This is a genomic window from Brumimicrobium sp., from assembly GCA_023957385.1.
Classification (GTDB): domain Bacteria; phylum Bacteroidota; class Bacteroidia; order Flavobacteriales_D; family Crocinitomicaceae; genus Brumimicrobium.
Genome location: JAMLGZ010000001.1, coordinates 1,529,946 through 1,549,878 on the forward strand (window position 1 = coordinate 1,529,946; position 19,933 = coordinate 1,549,878).

At 34.2% G+C, this 19,933-nt stretch carries 17 protein-coding genes; 3 read left to right on the forward strand and 14 right to left on the reverse strand.

The features are described from left to right. Window positions 1-89 precede the first annotated feature (89 nt). The 10 genes from M9897_06740 to M9897_06785 form a co-directional block, all read right to left on the reverse strand. Entirely contained in the window at window positions 90-1,547 is a 1,458-nt protein-coding gene (locus M9897_06740) for a transporter substrate-binding domain-containing protein (GenBank protein ID MCO5268572.1), read from the reverse strand. A 47-nt stretch (window positions 1,548-1,594) separates the two neighbouring features. After that, window positions 1,595-2,221, reverse strand: coding sequence for an ACP phosphodiesterase (locus M9897_06745; GenBank protein MCO5268573.1), 627 nt, complete (start codon window positions 2,219-2,221; stop codon window positions 1,595-1,597). Between the two features lie 16 nt (window positions 2,222-2,237). Further along, window positions 2,238-3,239, reverse strand: a complete 1,002-nt coding sequence (locus tag M9897_06750; protein MCO5268574.1) for a PorP/SprF family type IX secretion system membrane protein — start codon at window positions 3,237-3,239, stop codon at window positions 2,238-2,240. 7 nt (window positions 3,240-3,246) lie between these two features. Beyond that, a complete protein-coding gene (locus tag M9897_06755) occupies window positions 3,247-5,196 on the reverse strand; it encodes a PKD domain-containing protein (protein ID MCO5268575.1) in 1,950 nt (649 codons plus the stop codon). A 110-nt stretch (window positions 5,197-5,306) separates the two neighbouring features. Continuing rightward, window positions 5,307-6,119, reverse strand: a complete 813-nt coding sequence (locus M9897_06760; GenBank protein ID MCO5268576.1) for a TPM domain-containing protein — start codon at window positions 6,117-6,119, stop codon at window positions 5,307-5,309. 9 nt (window positions 6,120-6,128) lie between these two features. Continuing rightward, on the reverse strand, window positions 6,129-6,572 hold the full coding sequence (locus tag M9897_06765) for a TPM domain-containing protein (protein MCO5268577.1): 444 nt from the start codon (window positions 6,570-6,572) through the stop codon (window positions 6,129-6,131). A 4-nt stretch (window positions 6,573-6,576) separates the two neighbouring features. After that, window positions 6,577-7,167, reverse strand: a complete 591-nt coding sequence (locus M9897_06770) for a LemA family protein (GenBank protein ID MCO5268578.1) — start codon at window positions 7,165-7,167, stop codon at window positions 6,577-6,579. A gap of 103 nt (window positions 7,168-7,270) precedes the next feature. Continuing rightward, window positions 7,271-9,634, reverse strand: a complete 2,364-nt coding sequence (locus M9897_06775; protein ID MCO5268579.1) for a T9SS type A sorting domain-containing protein — start codon at window positions 9,632-9,634, stop codon at window positions 7,271-7,273. Window positions 9,635-9,958: 324 nt separating this feature from the next. Next, complete coding sequence (gene ribD / locus M9897_06780; protein ID MCO5268580.1) at window positions 9,959-11,014, reverse strand: bifunctional diaminohydroxyphosphoribosylaminopyrimidine deaminase/5-amino-6-(5-phosphoribosylamino)uracil reductase RibD; 1,056 nt, start codon at window positions 11,012-11,014, stop codon at window positions 9,959-9,961. Window position 11,015: 1 nt separating this feature from the next. Continuing rightward, window positions 11,016-12,716, reverse strand: a complete 1,701-nt coding sequence (locus M9897_06785) for an FtsX-like permease family protein (GenBank protein ID MCO5268581.1) — start codon at window positions 12,714-12,716, stop codon at window positions 11,016-11,018. A gap of 19 nt (window positions 12,717-12,735) precedes the next feature. Here M9897_06785 and M9897_06790 point away from each other — a divergent pair, with 19 nt between their 5' ends. Then, window positions 12,736-13,986, forward strand: coding sequence for a DUF1343 domain-containing protein (locus M9897_06790; GenBank protein MCO5268582.1), 1,251 nt, complete (start codon window positions 12,736-12,738; stop codon window positions 13,984-13,986). 108 nt (window positions 13,987-14,094) lie between these two features. Then, entirely contained in the window at window positions 14,095-14,517 is a 423-nt protein-coding gene (locus M9897_06795) for a nucleoside-diphosphate kinase (protein ID MCO5268583.1), read from the forward strand. A 54-nt stretch (window positions 14,518-14,571) separates the two neighbouring features. Here M9897_06795 and M9897_06800 read toward each other — a convergent pair whose 3' ends face one another. From M9897_06800 to M9897_06815, 4 genes are all read right to left on the reverse strand, one after another. Further along, window positions 14,572-15,447, reverse strand: a complete 876-nt coding sequence (locus M9897_06800; GenBank protein MCO5268584.1) for an urea transporter — start codon at window positions 15,445-15,447, stop codon at window positions 14,572-14,574. Beyond that, window positions 15,444-15,665 carry a DUF3820 family protein gene (locus M9897_06805; protein MCO5268585.1) on the reverse strand — a complete coding sequence of 74 codons (222 nt, stop codon included), beginning with the start codon at window positions 15,663-15,665 and terminating at the stop codon, window positions 15,444-15,446. The genes M9897_06800 and M9897_06805 overlap by 4 nt, the downstream gene beginning before the upstream one ends. After that, a complete protein-coding gene (locus tag M9897_06810; protein MCO5268586.1) occupies window positions 15,665-17,119 on the reverse strand; it encodes an aminoacyl-histidine dipeptidase in 1,455 nt (484 codons plus the stop codon). Before M9897_06810 ends, M9897_06805 begins: the two co-directional genes overlap by 1 nt. Before the next feature lie 284 nt (window positions 17,120-17,403). Next, the gene (locus M9897_06815; protein ID MCO5268587.1) at window positions 17,404-18,798 is read right to left on the reverse strand and encodes a hypothetical protein; all 1,395 of its coding nucleotides are present in this window, start codon (window positions 18,796-18,798) and stop codon (window positions 17,404-17,406) included. A 440-nt stretch (window positions 18,799-19,238) separates the two neighbouring features. Between M9897_06815 and M9897_06820 the strand changes: the two genes are divergently transcribed. Next, window positions 19,239-19,793 (forward strand): hypothetical protein, encoded by a 555-nt coding sequence (locus tag M9897_06820; protein ID MCO5268588.1) that lies wholly within the window; start codon window positions 19,239-19,241, stop codon window positions 19,791-19,793. The last annotated feature ends 140 nt before the right edge of the window (window positions 19,794-19,933 follow it).

Below are 19,933 nucleotides of genomic sequence, written 5' to 3' on the forward strand. Positions count from 1 at the left end.
AGTTAATTTTATAGCGGAAGGGTAGGCGTTTAACACGCCTACTTTTATTTTAACAAGTACCTGTTGTGCATTTAGTATATAATACTTCTTTATACATACTCTTTAAAGAGCTTTTTATACTCTAGGTAACGTGCATAAACAGCACGTGTATAGTTAAAAGTCTCGTTTCCTCGTATATATCCAAATTTCACCAATGGATCTTTGTAGTATTTGGGGTCAGATAGATAACGCATATAGATTTCAACATTATCATCCCATTTGTGTGGGTCTTTCCCATATTTCTCTGCTAACTTTTGAGCATCTAAAACGTGTCCCATTCCAGCATTGTATGTAGCTATTGTAAATTTAATTCGCTGAATAGAATCTTTAATACTTGCCCATTGTTTATAATTATAGGATAGTTTCTTTAAACCTCCTTCAATTTGTACTTCAGGAGGAGAGTCAGGATAAACACCGTAAATAGGTCCAACAGAAGGCATAAACTGCATTAACCCATATGCTCCAGCCCATGATTCATTTTCCAGTGTAAATTTAGATTCTTGGTATATGATAGACGCAACTAGTCTCCAATCCCACCCACGTTTTTTGGAAGCATTTTTTATGATGTTATCAAAACCGGAAATTTTACCTCCTTTAATAGATGAATATTCACTTTGCGATTTATCCGTATATTCTGATAAGTCGTAGTATTTATGTTTAATGTATTTGAATTTTGTCGTTTGTTTAAATTCCTTTAACCAGCTATTTAATTTTTTACGAAGCAGTGGACTTTCTTTACGTACTGCAAAAGCGATTTGTTGCTCAAAACTTAGAAGCATTTTTGTATCGACATTCTTATTATATCTTTGGTTGATAATCGCAACATTTTTATCTACAACGGTATAGTCAATTATTCCTTTAGACACCATTTCTACGGCTTCTTCTGCAATTAAATTCCCATCCAATGGAGCAATGATAAATGTGTCTCCCATTTCATGTTGAAGATTGATGAGTCGGTCATAATAGCTAGATTTGTTCCATACGTGAATTGTTTTTCTAGAAAGTTGAATCGGATCACGGATGAGATGTTTTTCAATTTCATTCTTTTTCATGTGTTCCCATCCTTCTGGTAGTCGCTGAACTAATACTTGCGGGGCTCTTAAAATAGGTTCTGAAAAATCAATTTCTTTCTTTCTATCCTTTGTGACTGTGAAATTACAGGCTAGAATATCTCCATATCCTTCATTTAACTCATTAATTACATTGTTTAAGTCATTGATAATGTTTACTTCTAGTTTTACACCTAATGATTTGGCAAATTCATTCAGAATTTCATATTCGAATCCCATTTTTTGCCCTTTGTAGATGAAATAAGAGGTGGTACTGTTTTCTACTAAAATAACCAAGCGGTTATCCTTTAGGATCTCTTTCAAATCATTTTGTTTATCGGGATTGGCTCTACCAACCAATGTTTTACTTGCGTTGTGATTCTGACAATTAAGCAGTATAGATAATACAAATAAAATAACAAAAAAGGAGACGGTATTTTTAGCAGATTTAACCTTCAAATAGATATATTTTATGGAAAGTTATGAAAATTGAATGGGACAACCAATTATAGATTGATAAGTTTATCAACACTATGTTGATTACTTAGAAATTTTTCTTGAGCATCAAACATGAATCCTTTAAAAACTTGGGTTATTTCATTTTCTAAATGCGTAAAAACAAGAACAGCTTTACCTAGTTCATTTGGATATGGGATTCGATTTGACAATCCGGTTGAAGCCATTTTTAAACCATCGATCTGCTGGTATTGATATATCCATTCCTTTTCGTACATAATCTGTAGTAAATAAATAAACTCATCAGCATAGTGAAATACAGGATTTTCAAATGATAGATTGTGAGGATTTAATGAATATTTAAAAAAGGGTTCAATAAAATCAGATAAATTTATTTTACTATAATCACTCCAATTTTTAGCTAATAAATGATCGAAAAACAAATCGATAGCTATTCCCGACACCTTGGGTAAACTTTTATAGAGCTTTTGCTTTAGTTTAATTACCTCAGGATGATTATCAATAAAGAAATCTATTTCTCTATGCAAGATGACTCCTTGTTTTACAACTTCAGGGAGGTGCGAAAATTTTTTTCCTTTTACAAAATCTCCATACAGATTAGCCGTCATTAAGGAATAATCCCCATTTGTTAGATATAGATGGCCTAAATAATTCAATTCAGTCAGTTTATACTTAATAGATAAACTTACCGCGCTTATTAAATATGATATCGTAAGAAAATGCCAATTCAAATGCTCCTACACTCTTTGATGTACGAATCATAGAATTGATGTTTGTATCATAGGCAAGGGCAATATTAATTCCTTGGAAATAGTATTGGAAATTTAAGATGATACCTTCTCCATATCTATGGTAAATACCTACAGAAAAGTGTGTAGGAGTCACAAATATAGTTCGAGTAGAAGCATCTCTAAAGTAAAAATCAAAATTTGAACCATACACAATGTCGTGATTAGGTCCTTGGAAAACAGCTAAAACATTAGGTGAAATTCCGAAATTGCTAAGTTTGAAACGATGTTTCATTCCAAATTGACCTATAAAACGCATCTTTAATTTATCTTGTCCTATAAAACCAATATTTGGTTGAGAAATATGACGAACGGAGAAACCACCATAATATTTATTTGTAGCAGAAGATTCATATTTATACATTAATCCAGCACCAATATCAAAACGAATGGCATTGGCTCCTGCTAAATTGATTGGATCTGCACCTTGATTAAATTCATATCCATTCCATTGAGATTCCCATGTATAGTTTCCTCTTAAAATAGATCTTTGGTAAATACCAGGTGCCACACCTAATGAAATAGAACTGTAATCATCGAAATAGATATGATATGCAACAGGAATATTCACATCATTTACCATGTATGTTCCATCTCCACTCATATCGTTGATGATAGATGCACCTAAACCTAAATGATTTTTGGAACGTTTGGATTCAGCTAATTTGGTTTCCATTGAGGCTGATAACGTCTGAAAAGGTTTTTTAGATACAGTAAAATATTGGTATCTAAAGTTAACAAATGCTTTTAAATTATGATCATTAGTACCAACAGCTGCTGGATTGTGTTGATAGTTGTTATGATACCACATACTGAAATTTCTACCTTGCTGTGAAAAAGCAGTAATACTGAATAATAAAAATATGAATATAGATATTGATTTCATAGTGCGCTTATTTGATAAGTGTAACATTTCCTTTTTTCATTCCAGTTGTACCATCTATTAAAGTATAATCAAGGGTATATACAAACACTCCTTGATTCAATGGTTTACCATTATAGCTTCCATTCCAACCTTCATTTATATCTGTAGTTTGGAAAATCAATTGTCCATAACGATTGAAAATCTTAAAATCTATGCTAGTGATACCAATTCCAAGTACATGAAGTAGGTTATTATTTCCAGCCCCAGGAGAGAAGGCACTTGGAACCTCTACAATTTCTTTGAATTTAACCTGCACGACAACTGTATCTCTTCCCACGCAACCGTTTACTCCGATTAGAGACGGGTAATAAACAGTAGTGATATAAGGAGATGCATTTGCAACTAGGCATGTGTCGCAATCTAAATAAGATGCAGGATCCCAATAGAAATAGCCAGGTTCTTGTGGCTCAGCCCAGATAACAGCTGTACCATTCATTTCAATAATAGTGTCTCCATATCCTATAATCTCAGGACCCTCATTGACATGTACAGCATTAATGATTTGATCGTTCCCATAATTATTGGAGACAGTTAGACTAATGTTATAGTCACGTGCTTCGTTAAAACATACCTTTGCTGGATGTTGTTTTGTTGAGGTTGCTGGAGAAGCTCCATCAAAATCCCATGCCCAAGAAGTTGGATCACCTGTAGATAAATCGGTAAATGAGATACAATCACCCATACAGACTATGAGTGTGTCTGGCACAAACATGGCGGTTGGTGGAGTTCCTGTAGAACAATCATTTACGATAATTTGAATGGTTTTGGTATCTGTTCCATTAGCATCCGTCACTGTAAGCGTTACATTGAAGGTGCCTGCTGTATTATAACAAATGTTGCTTGGATTTTGTCCATTAGAAGTCGGGGTGTCAGAACCATTAAATACCCAATCCCAGATGTATATTCCGCTTCCTGTAGATTGATCTGTAAAATCAATGCAATCACCCATACAAATTGTTGTGCTTGGTGTACTAAAATCAGAAGTAGGTCCTGCAGAACAATCATTTACAGTAATTTGAATGGTTTTGGTATCTGAACCACTAGCATTGGTTGCTGTTAGAGAAACATTATAAGTTCCCGCTGTATTATAGCAAATATTTGTAGGGTTCTGTGATGTAGAAGAAGTAGTTGCAGCTCCTGTAAAACTCCAAGCCCAAGAAGTAGGGGAGTTAGTAGATAAATCGGTGAAGTTTATACAATCTCCTTTACAAATTGTAAAACTAGCGGTTGTAAAATCAGCTACAGGAGGAGTTCCCGTTACAGCATTTGTAAATAGCTTCAAATCATTCACTGCAAAGGAAGGGTCACTTCCATTCATGTCGTTATTATTTACCCAATGGAATGCAAATCGCAAATCAGCTTGATTTTCGGTTGCAACTGGAAGAGGTACTGTTTGTGCTGCCCATTGTCCTTGTCCCCCTCCACAAACAGCTCCAGGAGTTTGTGACCAAATAGAGGTCCATGTAATCCCTCCGTCCACACTGTATTCCAATTTGGCAAAATCCTGTCCTGCATCTCCTACACCTATCCAATCGAACGTTACTTCTAGGTTAGTTTTTCCCACTGTAGAAATAGGAGTGGTTAAAGCAGCTCTAATATCTGTCGTTGCATCCATTCCATACATTCCTCCATCACCAGAAAAATAAAGTGCTCCTGTTCCTATACATGTTACACCTTGACAAGTGACGTGTAGCGTTTTATTTCCATTGCTTGCTACTCCACATCCTCCCGGAGCAACTCCTCCTTCTTCATCTGAAATTTTCCAGATATTGGCATTAGAAGCATTTGGGCTTGGTTGTATTGTTAGATTCCAATTAGCCGAAGTGGTTTCAAAATCATCACTCCATAAGAGAGTCTGAGAAAAATTATAACTACTAATGGATAAAAATAGTAGTGATAAGTAAAATAATTTCTTCATTGTGATAGTGTTTGTTTTAAACATGACTAGCTCAAAAATAGAAAAATAAAGCAGAATAGAAAAATAATTAGTACAAAAAGTGAGATTTTAACAATTGTAGAGAAATCTTTTCACCAACTTCCTCCGGCACCACCTCCGCCAAAATGCCCACCGCCAAAGCCACCAAAGCCACCACTCCCACTACTTCTTCCACCAGAACTTCCCCAACTGCTGCCGCCAAAATGATTACTACTACTTTTTCTATCCTTTTTTTCAAGATCTCGGAATGCTTCTCCTATTGATACACCATGTTCTTTAGCATATTTTTTGGCTCTACGAATTGCATAAAAGAAAAATAACCCAAAAAGAGACAAGAATATGAAAAGAACAAATCCAAACGAGCCATCATATTGCTTTCCGTATTGGTCGGGTGGGAATTCTTCTCGTGCCAATTTTTCTATTACAAGAATAGCATTGTAAATTCCTTCATAATAATTTCCTTCTTTGAAATTAGGAATCATTTCATTTTCTACAATTTTTTTAGCAAGGGCATCAGGGATTTTACCTTCTAGTCCATAACCTACGGCTATAAATGCTTCCCCTTTTTCTCGTTCAAGTTTTGGTTTTATTAAAATAACTATACCGTTGTTAAACCGTGCATCACCTACGCCCCATTTTTCTCCTATTTCATACGCAAATAGAGCTTTATCGCCACACAATTCATTCACTGTAACTATACAAATCTGATTGGTGGTTTCTTGTGCAAATAAGGCTAAATCGTTTTCAAGTATCTTCACTTGATTTTCCGTGAGAATATTTGCAAAATCGTTTACTAAGACAGGCGGGTTTGGTTTTTCAGGAATACACTCTAATTCATTGTTACCCAACGAGTAATAACTGCCTAAAAACAAAAAAAGAAGAAGTAATAATGATGTGATTTTCATGAATAGCTGTTACTTATCTCCGAATGAAAGATCATCTGAAATTTCATTGATATCGTTTTTTTGGTATGGAAAATACGTTTTCAACTTCTCTCCAGCCATGATAATACCTTTGATTAGCCCATTTTTAAAATCTTGTTGTTTAAAATGAGCAATGACCATATCGGAAATATCGTCCCAAAAACCATTTGCTACCTTTTCGTTTATGCCTTTGTCTCCTAAAATTACAAATTGTCTATCTTCTGTGGCAATATAAAATAGTACTCCATTTCGTTGTTTCGTTTTTTCTAGCCCTAGCTCATTAAATACAGTTACTGCTCTATCAATGGCATTTTCGATACACTTTTTTTCAACGTGTAATTTTATTTCTCCAGAAGTATTTTTTTCTGCATTTTGAATGGCTGATAGAATTTCTTCTGTTTCAGCAACTGTAAAAAACGAATTCTCCTGACTCATATCATTAGAATTGAACAGTTGGAGCTTCATCTGCTCCTTCTTTTGCTTTAAAATAAGGTTTCTTTTCAAAGCCAAACATTCCTGCAATCATGTTTTTAGGGAATGAACGAATGTACGTGTTATATTTCTGAGCTTCTTCGTTAAATTTCATTCTTTCTACAGTAATTCTATTTTCCGTCCCTTCTAACTGAGCTTGTAGATCTCTAAAATTTTCATTTGCCTTCAATTCTGGATAATTTTCTTGAATCATGAGTAATTTTCCTAATGCTTGGGAAAGTTCACCTTGTGCTGCTTGATATTTTTCGATACTTTCTTCAGATAAATTATCCGCACTTATGTTGATAGATGTCGCTTTAGCCCTAGCAGAAACAACTCCTTCTAAAGTTGATTTTTCATGTTCAGCATATCCTTTAACAGTAGCTACAAGGTTTGGAATTAGATCTGCTCGTCTTTGATATACGTTTTCAACTTGTGACCATTGTTTTGTGACATTTTCTTCCATATTCACCATATTGTTGTAAGGTATGATAAATACACTTGAAACGAAGATGATTAAGATAACTAAAATAGCTCCGATGATTAATGCTTTTTTCATAGTTCAAATATTTTTAATGAAACAAAGCTATGTTTTTTTTTGAAATATACATAAAAAAAACGCCCCAATTACTTGAGGCGTTTCTATGCTAAAAGACTTATTCTTAATCAATAAATACTTTTCCTCTGTAAACTTCATTACCATTTGTGACAGTAACTAAGTAGATACCTTTTTCAGTATGTACGGAGATAATATTCATCTGATTTGATTTCAAGTTATTAGAAGTAATTAATTTACCTTCAATACTAACAACTTGTACAGTAGCATTATCAAGGTTGCTATTTGTTAAATCAATCATTACAGAACCTTCATTACTGAATATCTTTACAAATTCATTGTTTTCAGTAGCAATACTAGATGTTTCATCTACAACTATTTCTACCTCATCTGATGTGATGGTAATTCCATCAATAGTAGATTCACAAACAACGTAGTATGTATCAGCAGTTGCAAACAATGGAGTATAAGTTTCAGCTGTTTCAGCAGGAGAGAATGAAGTATAAGGTCCTCCAGAAGAAATGGCGAATTTCCATTCTCTAGAATCAACAACAGGAGATTCTGTTACTGTTAGTTCATCTCCAGCTTCATTTACTAATAAGTGTTGAGTTGTAGCAGGAGTAATCTCATTTGTAAATTCAACCACAATAACTTCTACCTCATCTGATGTGATGGTAATACCATCAATAGTAGATTCACAAACTACATAGTATGTATCAGCAGTTGCGAACTGTGGAGCATATACAGATCCTGTTTCTGCTGGAGAGAAAGAAGTATAAGGACCACCAGAAGTGGTAGCGTATTTCCATTCTCTTGAATCAGCAGCAGGAGATTCACTTGCTGTGATATCATCACCTATTTGAGTTTCAATTAACGTTTGAGAAGCAAGAGGTGAAATAGAATTAGTAAACTCTACCACATTGATAGTTATTTCATTGGATGTTTTTATATCTCCAGCAAAGTCAGAAACACAAACTACATAGTATGTGCCGGCAGTTGCAAATTCTGGAGTATAAGACGCACTTGTTTCTGCAGGAGAGAAAGAAGAGTATGGACCACCAGAAGTAGTAGCATATTTCCATTCTCTAGAATCTGCAGCATTAGGGCCTTCACTTGCGTTTAATGTTGTACCAGTTTGATTCTCTATTAAATTTTGAGTAGCAGTTGGTGTGATATTTACAGAATTTGAAACAGCAGCAATAACATCTATTTCAACTTCATTGGAAGTTTCAGTAATATTTCCAATAGTAGATTCACACACTACGAAATATGTACCAGCGGATACAAACATAGGGGTGTAAATAGTTCCCATTTGTGAAGGTGAGAACGATGTGTAAGGACCACCAGAAGTAGTTGCATATTTCCATTCTCTTGAATTTGCTGTAGGAGTTTCAGTTACAGTTAAATCATCTCCCAACTCATTTTCTTCTAAATTTTGAGTAAGTGTTGGAGCAATAGAATTAGAGAAAGGAACGACATTGATTTGTACTTCATTGGAAGTATATTCAGTTCCCCCAAAATTACCTACGCACACTACATAATACGTACCTTCAGTTGCAAATTGTGGCGTATAAGTAGCACCAGTTTCTGTTGGTGAAAAAGAAGTGTAAGGACCACCAGAAGTAGTTGCATATTTCCATTCTCTTGAGGTAGCAGTTCCATAAACATGAGATATTTCCAATTCCGTTAATGTAGTTCCAACTTGATTTTCTATTAAGTTTTGAACACTTGGACTTTTTACAACAATAGGTGGATTATAAATTAATTCCAAATCATCTGCAAAAAGAGTAGCACCTACAACACCTACACCTGGAGCATAGCTTGATGCAATATTTACAAGTATATAGTATGGAGTAGTTGCTGGACCAACATAGTTAAATGGAATAGATAAACGTTTCCAAACATTTCCTGTTTGGAAATTTTTAACAGCTCTAGCCACAGTATATGGTAGAGAACCTGAATTGGCAGGATCTCGGTAGTCATAATCTCCGTGTATAGTAGCTGATACACGAGCACTATCCTGATTGTTTGTAACAGAATATTTTACCCACATAACTAGGCTGTCTGGTTTTCCTGTAAATGGTTCATTAAAAGTGGCATTGGCTCTTTTTGTTGTAGTATAACCATCCAAGGGTTCAGTATTTGGAGCTACTAATTCACCAAGTGTCATGTTTCCGTTTATTGTTTTACCTGCGTAACTCCCTGATTTAATTTTGACACTGTATTGACCAGAAGTTCCTGGTCGAATTTCTGTTGATTCTCTCCACGTAGTTTGTTGTTTACCTAGACCACATAAGAAACACATATTTCCATTCATCATGTTATTCCAGTTAGTGGGTCTTTCGTTACCCGATCCAACTCCTCCCCATGTTTCAAAATTGGAGTTTCCAATTTGTGTCTGGGAAAAAGACAACATACTAAGACCTAATCCTAGCAATAAAGTAGTAGTTTTTAAAAATTTTATTCTCATAGTATAATGTTTAGTTTAACATAAAAACGATTTTTTTTTCAGGACAATGTTACAACATTAAAATTAATTGACATATAAAAAAAATGATTTTTAACATTTTGTGAGTGAAGAAATCGTCTTGCAACCCTTTGTGTGTAAGGTTGTTGTGTGTTTGTAAGTAGTTAACAACTTTAATGATTACTCTTGTAGTTGATTTGTAAAGATTAAAAAAAATAAATAATAATTTACAAATAGACTCCGAGCAACCAAGGTTATCGGGGTAAGCCTCTTTGTGTCGAGGACTGACATCATCATCTGTATCTTATTTTAAATGCACAATGAATTCTATATATGTATGAAATATTGAATAAAATCATTTTCTACAGATTCAAAAGTTATAAATATTCTATTCTTTAAAGTAGGCGCTGGAACTCCTCTAGTAAAAGTTGTATTTCCTATAAGTTGATAGGCTTCATCCCAATAATCCTCTTCAATAAAATGTTCTAAGGTTTGCTTTCCTCCTTCAATAAATACGGAGAGTATATTTCTTTTATATAATTCGTGTAAGATAGTTAGTGAATTAATGATAGGAAGTGTAATTGTTTCTACCGTACTAGGTAAGTCAGGTAAGGAAGTTTTAGTAGTGAAGACAAATGTTGGATTTCCATCTTTAAAAACTGTTGCATCTGGATTTGACTTTCCGTGTGGATCTATGATAAAACGCAAGGGGGAAGACCCTGCTATTTTTCGTACATTTAATTGTGGGTTGTCATTGTTAATTGTTTTCCATCCAACGATTATTGCCTGCTCTTTACTTCTCCATGTATGCACATATAATTTCATACGTGAATGTGTAATCCAATTAATGCCTTCTTTTCTATCTTCTGGAAGTCTATCCATAAACCCATCTTGAGTTTCAGCCCATTTAAGAATCACAAAAGGTCTTCCTTTTCCATGAAATGTAAAAAATCGCTTGTTGAGTTCTCTTGCCTCTTTTTCCAAAATACCTTCTGTAACCTCAATCCCTGCATCTTTGATATGTTGTATTCCTTTTCCTGAAACTTTTGGGTTAATGTCCCTACAGGCTACAACTACTCGTTTAAAATGATGACGAACGATTAAATCTGCACATGGAGGAGTTTTTCCGTGGTGCGCACAAGGTTCTAGTGTTACATATATCGTAGCTTGAGAAAGTAGTGAAATATCTTTTACCGATTGAACCGCATGAACCTCCGCATGAGCCTCTCCATACTTTTGATGATATCCTTCTCCAATAATTTTATCATCACATACAATTACAGCACCTACCATTGGGTTTGGAGCAACTTGAACACCTCCAAATTCTGCTAATTGTAGTGCTCGGTGCATATATTGAATGTCTTTTATCTCTTGCTCATTCATGTTAATCAAATTTTAATGCTTTGATAGGAGAAATTTTAGTAACAACATAAGATGGTATCACCAATGCAGCAATACATAATACAAAAGTTCCAAGATTTAGCAAAAGAATTTCCCAATAATTAATTTCGATGGGAACTGTATCTAAATAATAAACTTCCGGATTGAGTGGGATTATTGAAAAATGTTGCTGTAAGATTGCCAAACCTATACCAATGACATTACCAATAATAATACCTCTTAAAACAATGAACATGGCTTGATAAAGAAACAGTTTACGTACATCCCAATTATTAGTCCCTATAGCTTTTAATAAACCAATGAGCTGTGTTTTAGTAATGATTAGTACGAGCAGACCTGAACTCATATTGATTGTCCCGATAAGAAGCATAAGTACTAAAATGATAATTACGTTTAAATCAAGAAAATCTAACCATAAGAAAATGTCACGTTGTGCTTCTTTGATAGATTGCACTTGGTATTGGGTTTTTGCATTTGGATTTTCAAAGTAAATTGTTCTTTTCACATTATTTATAACCTCATCGAGGTGTTGGATTTGATTTACTTTTATTTCATAACCTCCCACGTAATTATGAGCACTTCCTTTGCCATCTATGTATTCAAATATAACTTTCTTACCTCCTTTCATAGAAATGGCAAAATGAGTTCCTGATTCATTGAGAAATTCTTTTTGAAGTTCTCCATCAATTATTTTTTCAGGATAGCATGGGAGATATTTGTTTCCTTCGATAGTGATTTTTAGATAGGCTGTGTCAGGAATACTATTTTCTTCTCCATATCCATCAATGAAATTATAATAATCCGATGTAATTAACCGTATTACGGTATCCTTTATATCACAGTAGGTAAAGCCATAATTATTTTCCCAACCCTTTCCCCAATCATAGCGATAATTCCCATTCCCTCCATTGGTTTCTGAATAAATAATGAGTTGTCCATGTGGTGCAATGGTATCTGATATACGAATGGCAGTTTTAATTCCCCAATCGTTGAGTTGTTGCACGTCTCGGATATCTCCTAAAATCATTTGTTCGTCAAATTCTTGTAAACCTGTTTTGAATATTCCAATAACTGTAAACTTTAATTTAATAGGGACAGATTTTACAAAGAAGATGTTCACTTTTTCATTTAGTTTTATTCCTAATTTTTTTGCTATGATAGATGACACAAGGATTTCTTTATGTGAAATGGTATCTTCTACATTGGGTAAAACGCCTTCCACTAAATTCTCCTGAAAGAAAGACCAATCGTAATTTTTTCCAATTCCCTTGACTATAATTCCATGAATTTCTTGTTGCACTTGAAAGGTGTCAATTCCATGAATGGTATATCTATTTGTGTCTGGATTTGACTGGATAAGTGCCGGTTTGTATGCAAAAGGATATATTTCTTGGATTCCTGCTATGTTTTCAACTTGTTTTATTAGTGAATCATCATATACAATGGGCGAAGTTTCAAAGGTGGAATTTTCTCCTGCTTTCACAATTGTTGCATGTGATCCAAAGCCGATAACTTTGGCTTGTACTTTGTTTTGAAAACCTTTAACAACAGCTAATGTTATGATATTAATAGATACAGCTAAAATAATACTCCAACGGGCAATACGTACGATAGGTTGTGAAACTTTCGTATCTTCGTCTTTTCCTTTATGGATTTTTTGAGCTATGTAATAAATCTTATTCACACAAATAAATTGCTTGCTAATGTACACATTACGTCTATTCTTAAAAAGTTTTTTTGTTTTTTTCCTATTTTCTTGCAATAACCATCTTCCCGCACAAAAAGATTTAGATAAGACATATACCAAGGAAAATAATTATCAAATTGATGTCAAAAACGTTAAGAAAAATGTTCCTATACAAGTTGGTGCAGAACAACTTACTACCATCCTTAATTTGGTTAAAGATAAAAAGGTAGCTGTTGTTGGAAATCAAACAAGTAGGGTTGAAAGAACTCATCTGGTTGATACTTTACTGAGTTTGAAAGTAAATATTATAAAAGTATTTTCTCCCGAACATGGATTTAGAGGAATAGCAGACGCAGGTGAAAAGGTAAGTTCGGATAAAGATGATAAAACAGGTCTTCCTATTATTTCACTATATGGAAATAATAAAAAGCCTACGGCAGAACAGTTAAAAGGCATCGATATCTTACTTTTTGATTTACAAGATGTAGGTGTTCGTTTCTACACGTATATTTCTACAATGCACTATGTGATGGAAGCTGCGGCTGAAAACAATGTTTCTGTGGTGATTTTAGATAGACCAAATCCTAATGGTAGCTATATGGATGGACCTATTCGGCAGAAAGGTTTTGAATCTTTTATTGGAGTTGATCCTATTCCGGTAGTTCATGGGATGACTGTAGGAGAATTGGCAATGATGATGAATGGTGAAAGATGGTTGAAAGATAGTGTTCAGTGCAATTTGACTGTAATTCCTTGTTTAAACTACCATAGAGATATGCGATATTCACTTCCCGTTCCTCCTTCACCAAATTTGCGTAGCGATGAATCTATTAAGTTGTATCCCAGCTTATGCTTTTTTGAAGGGACAGTGTTGAGCGTGGGTAGGGGAACAGAGACTCCTTTTGAAATTTATGGCCATCCTGGATTAAAAGGAAAAGATGGATATACTTATTCATTTACGCCTGTAGCTAGTTTTGGCTCTAAGCAACCTCTACTCGAAAATCAATTGTGCTACGGTGAAAATTTGCATGATTACGCGAATGGCAATCAAATCCATCAATTAGAGTTAAAGTGGTTGATAAATGCATACAAAGCATTAAACATGAAAAACTTCTTTAAGCCTAAGACTTTTGATATTTTGGCTGGGACAGATGAACTTAGAAAGCAAATCGAAAGTGGATTGAGTGAGGAAGAAATTCGCGCTTCTTGGAAGGAAGGTTTGGAAGAATTTGCTAAACAACGTGAGAAGTATTTGCTTTATAAATAGGTTCGAGTACTACACTGATAATTAGCAACAGAAATATTCTTTTGAATAATTTCTATAATCTCACTGCTTTGATTATTTTTGCACCCACAATTAGAAATAAAGTATAAAATGGCAGGAAACAGAACTTTTACAATGATTAAACCAGACGCTGTGAGAGCTGGTAATATTGGAAACATTCTTCAAATGATGACAGATGGAGGATTTAAAATCGTAGCAATGAAATACAGACACTTAACTGTAGATCAAGCGAAAGAATTTTATGCAGTACATAAAGAACGTCCTTTTTACGGTGAGTTAGTTGAATTCATGTCTTCTGGACCTATCGTTGCTGCTATTTTAGAAAAAGATAATGCTGTTGAAGATTTCCGTAAACTAATCGGAGCTACTAATCCAGCTGAAGCTGCTGAAGGAACTATTCGTAAGAAATATGCTTCTTCTGTTGGTGAAAACGCAGTTCATGGATCAGATTCTGATGAAAATGCAAAGATTGAAGGAGATTTTCACTTTGCTTCAAGTGAAGTTTTCGCATAAGAAACTATAATGATTGAAGGAAGATGCATGGGAAACTGTGCATCTTTTTTTTGCTTATTTTTTCTCTACCATCCATTTAATAGCAAGTGTTAAACAAGAACCTGCTACAAATGGGAAAGTCAACTGTGTCCAACCTAAACGAAACATTGTGAAGCTGAATATAAGTGTTAGAAGCACTGCTGTTATGACCCACATCATGTCCTTTATTTTACTTCCTGCGAATACAATAGTACTTAAAATGGCATTGTAACTTGTCAAACCTAAGCCAATTGTTTCCATAGGAATACCAATAGCATACGCAAGAATGCCTGATAGTATGGAAATAATAAGACCTATTATTCCTGCAATAGGAGAACTAATTATAATTGCAAGGAGAATGACTCCTCCAGCTATTAAATTGTCTTGAAAAATAATCTGAGAAAAGCCTCGAATGGGGTAGAGGATAAACTCCGAAGTAGTATATTCTACCATAGTTGTTGAAGTCTGTAAAGATTCACTCGAAAAAGCAGAATAAAAATACAAAACCATCCATGTTACCATTACAAATGGAAGCGTAAAGACAGGAATATTACGTTTGATGAATAATTGTTGAATAACAGTAGCAATCCATGCTCCAGCGATAATTATTAGCCAAAGTAAAAAAGAATTTTGCACGAAGAATGCTAGTCCTGCACCGACTAAGGCTCCATTAAAACCGTATATTCCTTGTGTTAATTTTTCGGAGTCAAATGATAAAAATTTGGCAGTAAATGAGGCTACAATAGTTCCAACTAATAAGGCTCCACCCATTACGAGTGAGCCATAGCAGATTCCTGTAAGTATCAATATCCCTGATAATCGGTTTTCTTGCAACATGATTTGTCCGATTCCATTGAGAATAGGCTGTAGCAAAAAACGATTTTTGGAAATAGGAGATACGGGAGCTTTCATTTGCTTTGTTTGAGGGGGCGAATGAGATGTTCTAAACCATTTACTTTGATTTCATAGATAATTTGCATCTGATTGCCTAGTTTTCCTTTTGGAAATCCTTTCTGACGATACCAAACATAATAGGGTTCAGGAATATCAATTAAAAAAAGCCCTTTGAATTTTCCAAAGGGCATTTTTGTATTTGCTAATTCTATGAGTTCTTGTTGGTTTTCCGTCATTATTTTGTTGGAATTGCTTTTAATACATCAAGTAAGTAATCCCAAAAACGTTGTACAGAGCTAATTTGCACACGTTCGTCTGGAGAGTGAGCTCCGTATATATTTGGACCAAATGAAATCATGTCTAAGCCATGTAAGTGTCCGCCCAAAATCCCACATTCTAAACCAGCGTGACAAGCCATAACTTTAGGTTCTTCTTTATATTTCTCTACGTATAAATCACGCATTAATTTCGTAATTGCAGAATCTGGATTAGGTTCCCATGATGGATAATCTCCAGTTTGTTCTACATCTGCGCCTAATAGTTCAAAGGTACTTCGAATCGCTCTAGCTACATCTGCTTTAGTAGATTCTACACCACTTCTAAGTAGTGCTTGCGTAGTAAATTCACCGTTTTTAATGATTACTCGTGCCAATGAACTAGAAGTTTCTACAAAGTCAGCAACTTTTAAACTCATTTTAAAAACACCGTTGTGTACAGCATTAAGAGTCATTAACATGGCATTCTTATCATACGTAGCTACCATTTTATCTGGAGTAGAAGTATCTTCTAAAACAATAGTTAAATCTTTTTCTACAGGTGTGTATTCAGCTTGGAAAGTGCTTAAGGTAGTTTTTAGATAGTCTTTAAACTTTGCTACGTCTTCGCTTGCAACTGAGATAATAGCAACAGCTTCTCGAGGAATAGCATTTCGTAAACCTCCACCATCGAATTCATGTAAATGAAGATTGACAGGTGAATCAACTAAAAATCTCGCCATTAATTTATTCGCATTTCCTCTTCCTTTGTGGATATCCATTCCTGAGTGTCCACCCATTAGACCTTTTAAATTAACTTTAAAAGAGCTAACTCCTGCAGGAGTGTCTTCTTCTTCATACTTGTAGAAAGTATTGTTATCTAGTCCTCCTGCACAGCCAATGCTTAATTCGTCATCGTCTTCAGTATCTAGGTTTAGTAGAATTCTACCTTCATAAAATGAAGGGTCTAATTCTAAAGCTCCTGTCATTCCAGTTTCTTCGTCTATAGTAAACATAGCTTCAATGGCAGGATGAGGTATCGTAGAACTTGCCAAAATTCCCATTATGGTAGCAACACCAATACCGTTATCGGCACCTAAAGTAGTTCCATCTGCTTTTACCCAATCTCCGTCCACTAACATCTGAATACCTTGCGTGTCAAAATCAAATTCTTTGTCGTTGTTCTTTTGAGTCACCATATCCAAATGCGATTGAAGGATAACTATCTGACGATCTTCCATTCCTTCTGTTGCTGGCTTTTTGATGATTACGTTTCCAATTTTATCTCGATGTGTTTCCAATCCTAGTTTGTTTCCATAATCTACCATGAATTGAATAACTCTTTCTTCTTTCTTACTAGGTCTTGGAACTTGGTTTAAATCTGCAAAATTTTCCCATATTTCTTTAGGTTCAAGTGCTCTAACTGCGTCTGACATATTTCTATTTTTTTGATTCGACTTCTTATTGGAACAAAAATAATAAGAAAATGTTGAAGTGGAATTTTTTTCAAGGAAACATTTGGAGGGAGTGGATAATTGAAAGTTGAAAGTTGAAAATTGAGCTTCTCTAAATAGAGTTGGCTGTTTTTTTAACATTCTTTTTTGGTTTAAAAGCGGTTAACCTATTTCAGAGAATGACAAACGACATACTAACTTTCCTACCGATAGCTATCGGCATTCAACTTTCCACTTTCAACTTTCAACTTTCAACTTTCCACTAATTATAAGTTCTTTATAAATGTAAATCGTACAGACTTAACTCTTATCATACTTACCATGAGTAACAAAATAGGCAACAATGGTACTAAATAACGCTCTTCATTCATACGCTGGAAAAAACTTAGATAAAATAGGTAAATCAGGCAAGCTAAAGCGATTAATTTCCATTCAATTTTTATGGGCTGGAATAAGATGAATAAGCAGGCTATAAATCCGAGATTAATCAACGCTACACAACAGATTCGTAGTATTTCCATCCACCAACTTCCACGAAATGTTTTTTGAAAGATATATAAATTTAGTTGTGATTTAGTGAGTAAGTATTTTGCCGATAAGAAAGGAGTGACAATATAATTTGTAGTGAGATTTTTTCGTAGAAGCTTAGAATAGGTGTGATTTACAGTTTGGACAAATTCCCTTTCAGTTTGTAAGAAGTCTTCCGATTTTCCATAATCTTCTCGCTGATAAAGCTGGTTGAATTGAAGTAGCAAGGGAAATACATCTGTTTGAAATTGTTTAGGGATATGTGTGTTAAGGAGTTCAATTTCATCTTGATTTTGAGCAGAACAGGTTGAGCCAATGATTGTATGGAAGCGTTCTCCATCGTATTCCCAAATTTTAAAGAGTTTGGTTAATGCTTCGTGGCCTGGACGAAATAGTGATATGTTTTTATCAGAATAAATGGGGTGAATTCCCATCCATTCTTTAGCGATGAATGTTGTTCGTATATTCCAAATGATTAAAGGAAGAAAGGCGATGAGGAGTATGGTGATTTGTCGTTTTTCTTTTTGTACGATTGAAAACACCAGACACAAAAGAGGAAAAATGATTAATTGTGGTCGAACCAGCAATAATAAAATTGTACTAACCAAAAGTAGAGTTGATTTTTTCTTGAAGAAAGCATACATAGACTCTAAAAGTAGGAAAGGAGATATCCCCTCCGTAAGTGTATAGTACATGAACCCACTGTAAATGGGTAAAAGCGCAAAAATGCTTGTAAAGACAATCGTTTTTTTAGTTGATATTTGAAAATGTTCAAGGATTTTATAAAACAGAATAATAGAAAGCAAGTAGCTGAGCCATTGGATGAATTTAAGTCCCATGAACGCATTTTCTCCAAGTGTGAGGTAGGATAACAAATAAATAAATCCATAACCCGGAGGGCGTTGAAAATACCGTGAAATTCCTTCTGAATTATCAGCCCATTCACCATTTTCTAGAAAATTTAGTGGAGGTGCAAGATAACTTGCATCATCTGCTGTTGGTATTGTTTGAAGATTTTCTGATTGTATAGAAACGAGTGTATGAAGATTAATTTCTTGCCAAATAAACGCAAGTACTGCTCCAATCAGAGCAATGAGTAGCATTTTGTAGTTATGGCTTAGAAAAGACTTCATAACGTAAAACTATATAAAACTTTGGAATATATAATCCGTTGTGGAGTTACAAAATAAGTAGCATTTATTTGTCTTGTCTTTTTGCCTACTTTTTTGACAAGAAAAAAGTAAGGTGATAAATTAAAATTTGTATATTTCGATTATGAAACGCACACTGCAAAATCACATACTAGTGATGCGACTGATGAAATCCAAGCATACACAAGACAATCGTATTATAATGGAAATATTTCTATAAGAAAAATGAGTGCAAACGATGTTAGAAACTTACATGAAAATTATCAGGGCTTAAAAGATGGACCGTTATCAGTTGGTGCTAAAGTGCAAGAAGTGTTTTAAGGAAGAAGTATTGATTATGATAAATGGTTAAAGGAAATTGGTACTGAAAAGGCAACAAGCATTTTTGATCCAATTATATTTAATGAAATTATAAGAAAGTAATGATTTATATAAAAAAATATTTTATTCTATTGTTTTTAACTTTAAGTTTTCCTCTATTTTCTCAAATTGAGTTTGAAATTGATGGTGGAAAGATTGTTATAGATAAATACGATAATGGTGTGTTTATTCCATCAAACTCAAATGATTTAATAGTAACTTTAAAAGTTAAACAAAAAGGGGATAGCATTAAACTTAACAGTTACTATTCAGAAGATTCATTAAACCATGTAGAGTTTTATTTTTTTGGAAAGTCAAATCCAGATAGTATAACTATTAAATTTATTTCTATAGGTTCCTGTCCTATCGGTTTTTTAAGACTTGAAGGTTTTGACAAACAATTTAATTTAAAATATTCATATTCTTTATTCAGTGATATTATAAAAATCCCTACCGACCAGTTAAAATATTTTCAGATTATTGCTTTTAATGCTAAAAGTAAATTATTTTCAATTGATGATTTTTTTATTAAAGGTAATATGATATTTCTATATGATTATATAGCTCCTCGTAATATAAAAAATTACAAATTCTTTGATATGATGATTAAAAAGTAATTACCTCGCTACTTCCAAGGCAACCGCGCTACTTCCGAGATAACCGTAGCGAAGCGAAGCTCACTGACCAACGGGAAGTACAATCAAATAAACCCCATAAATTATTAGAGACATTATCTTCCCATTCCCCAATCTCCATT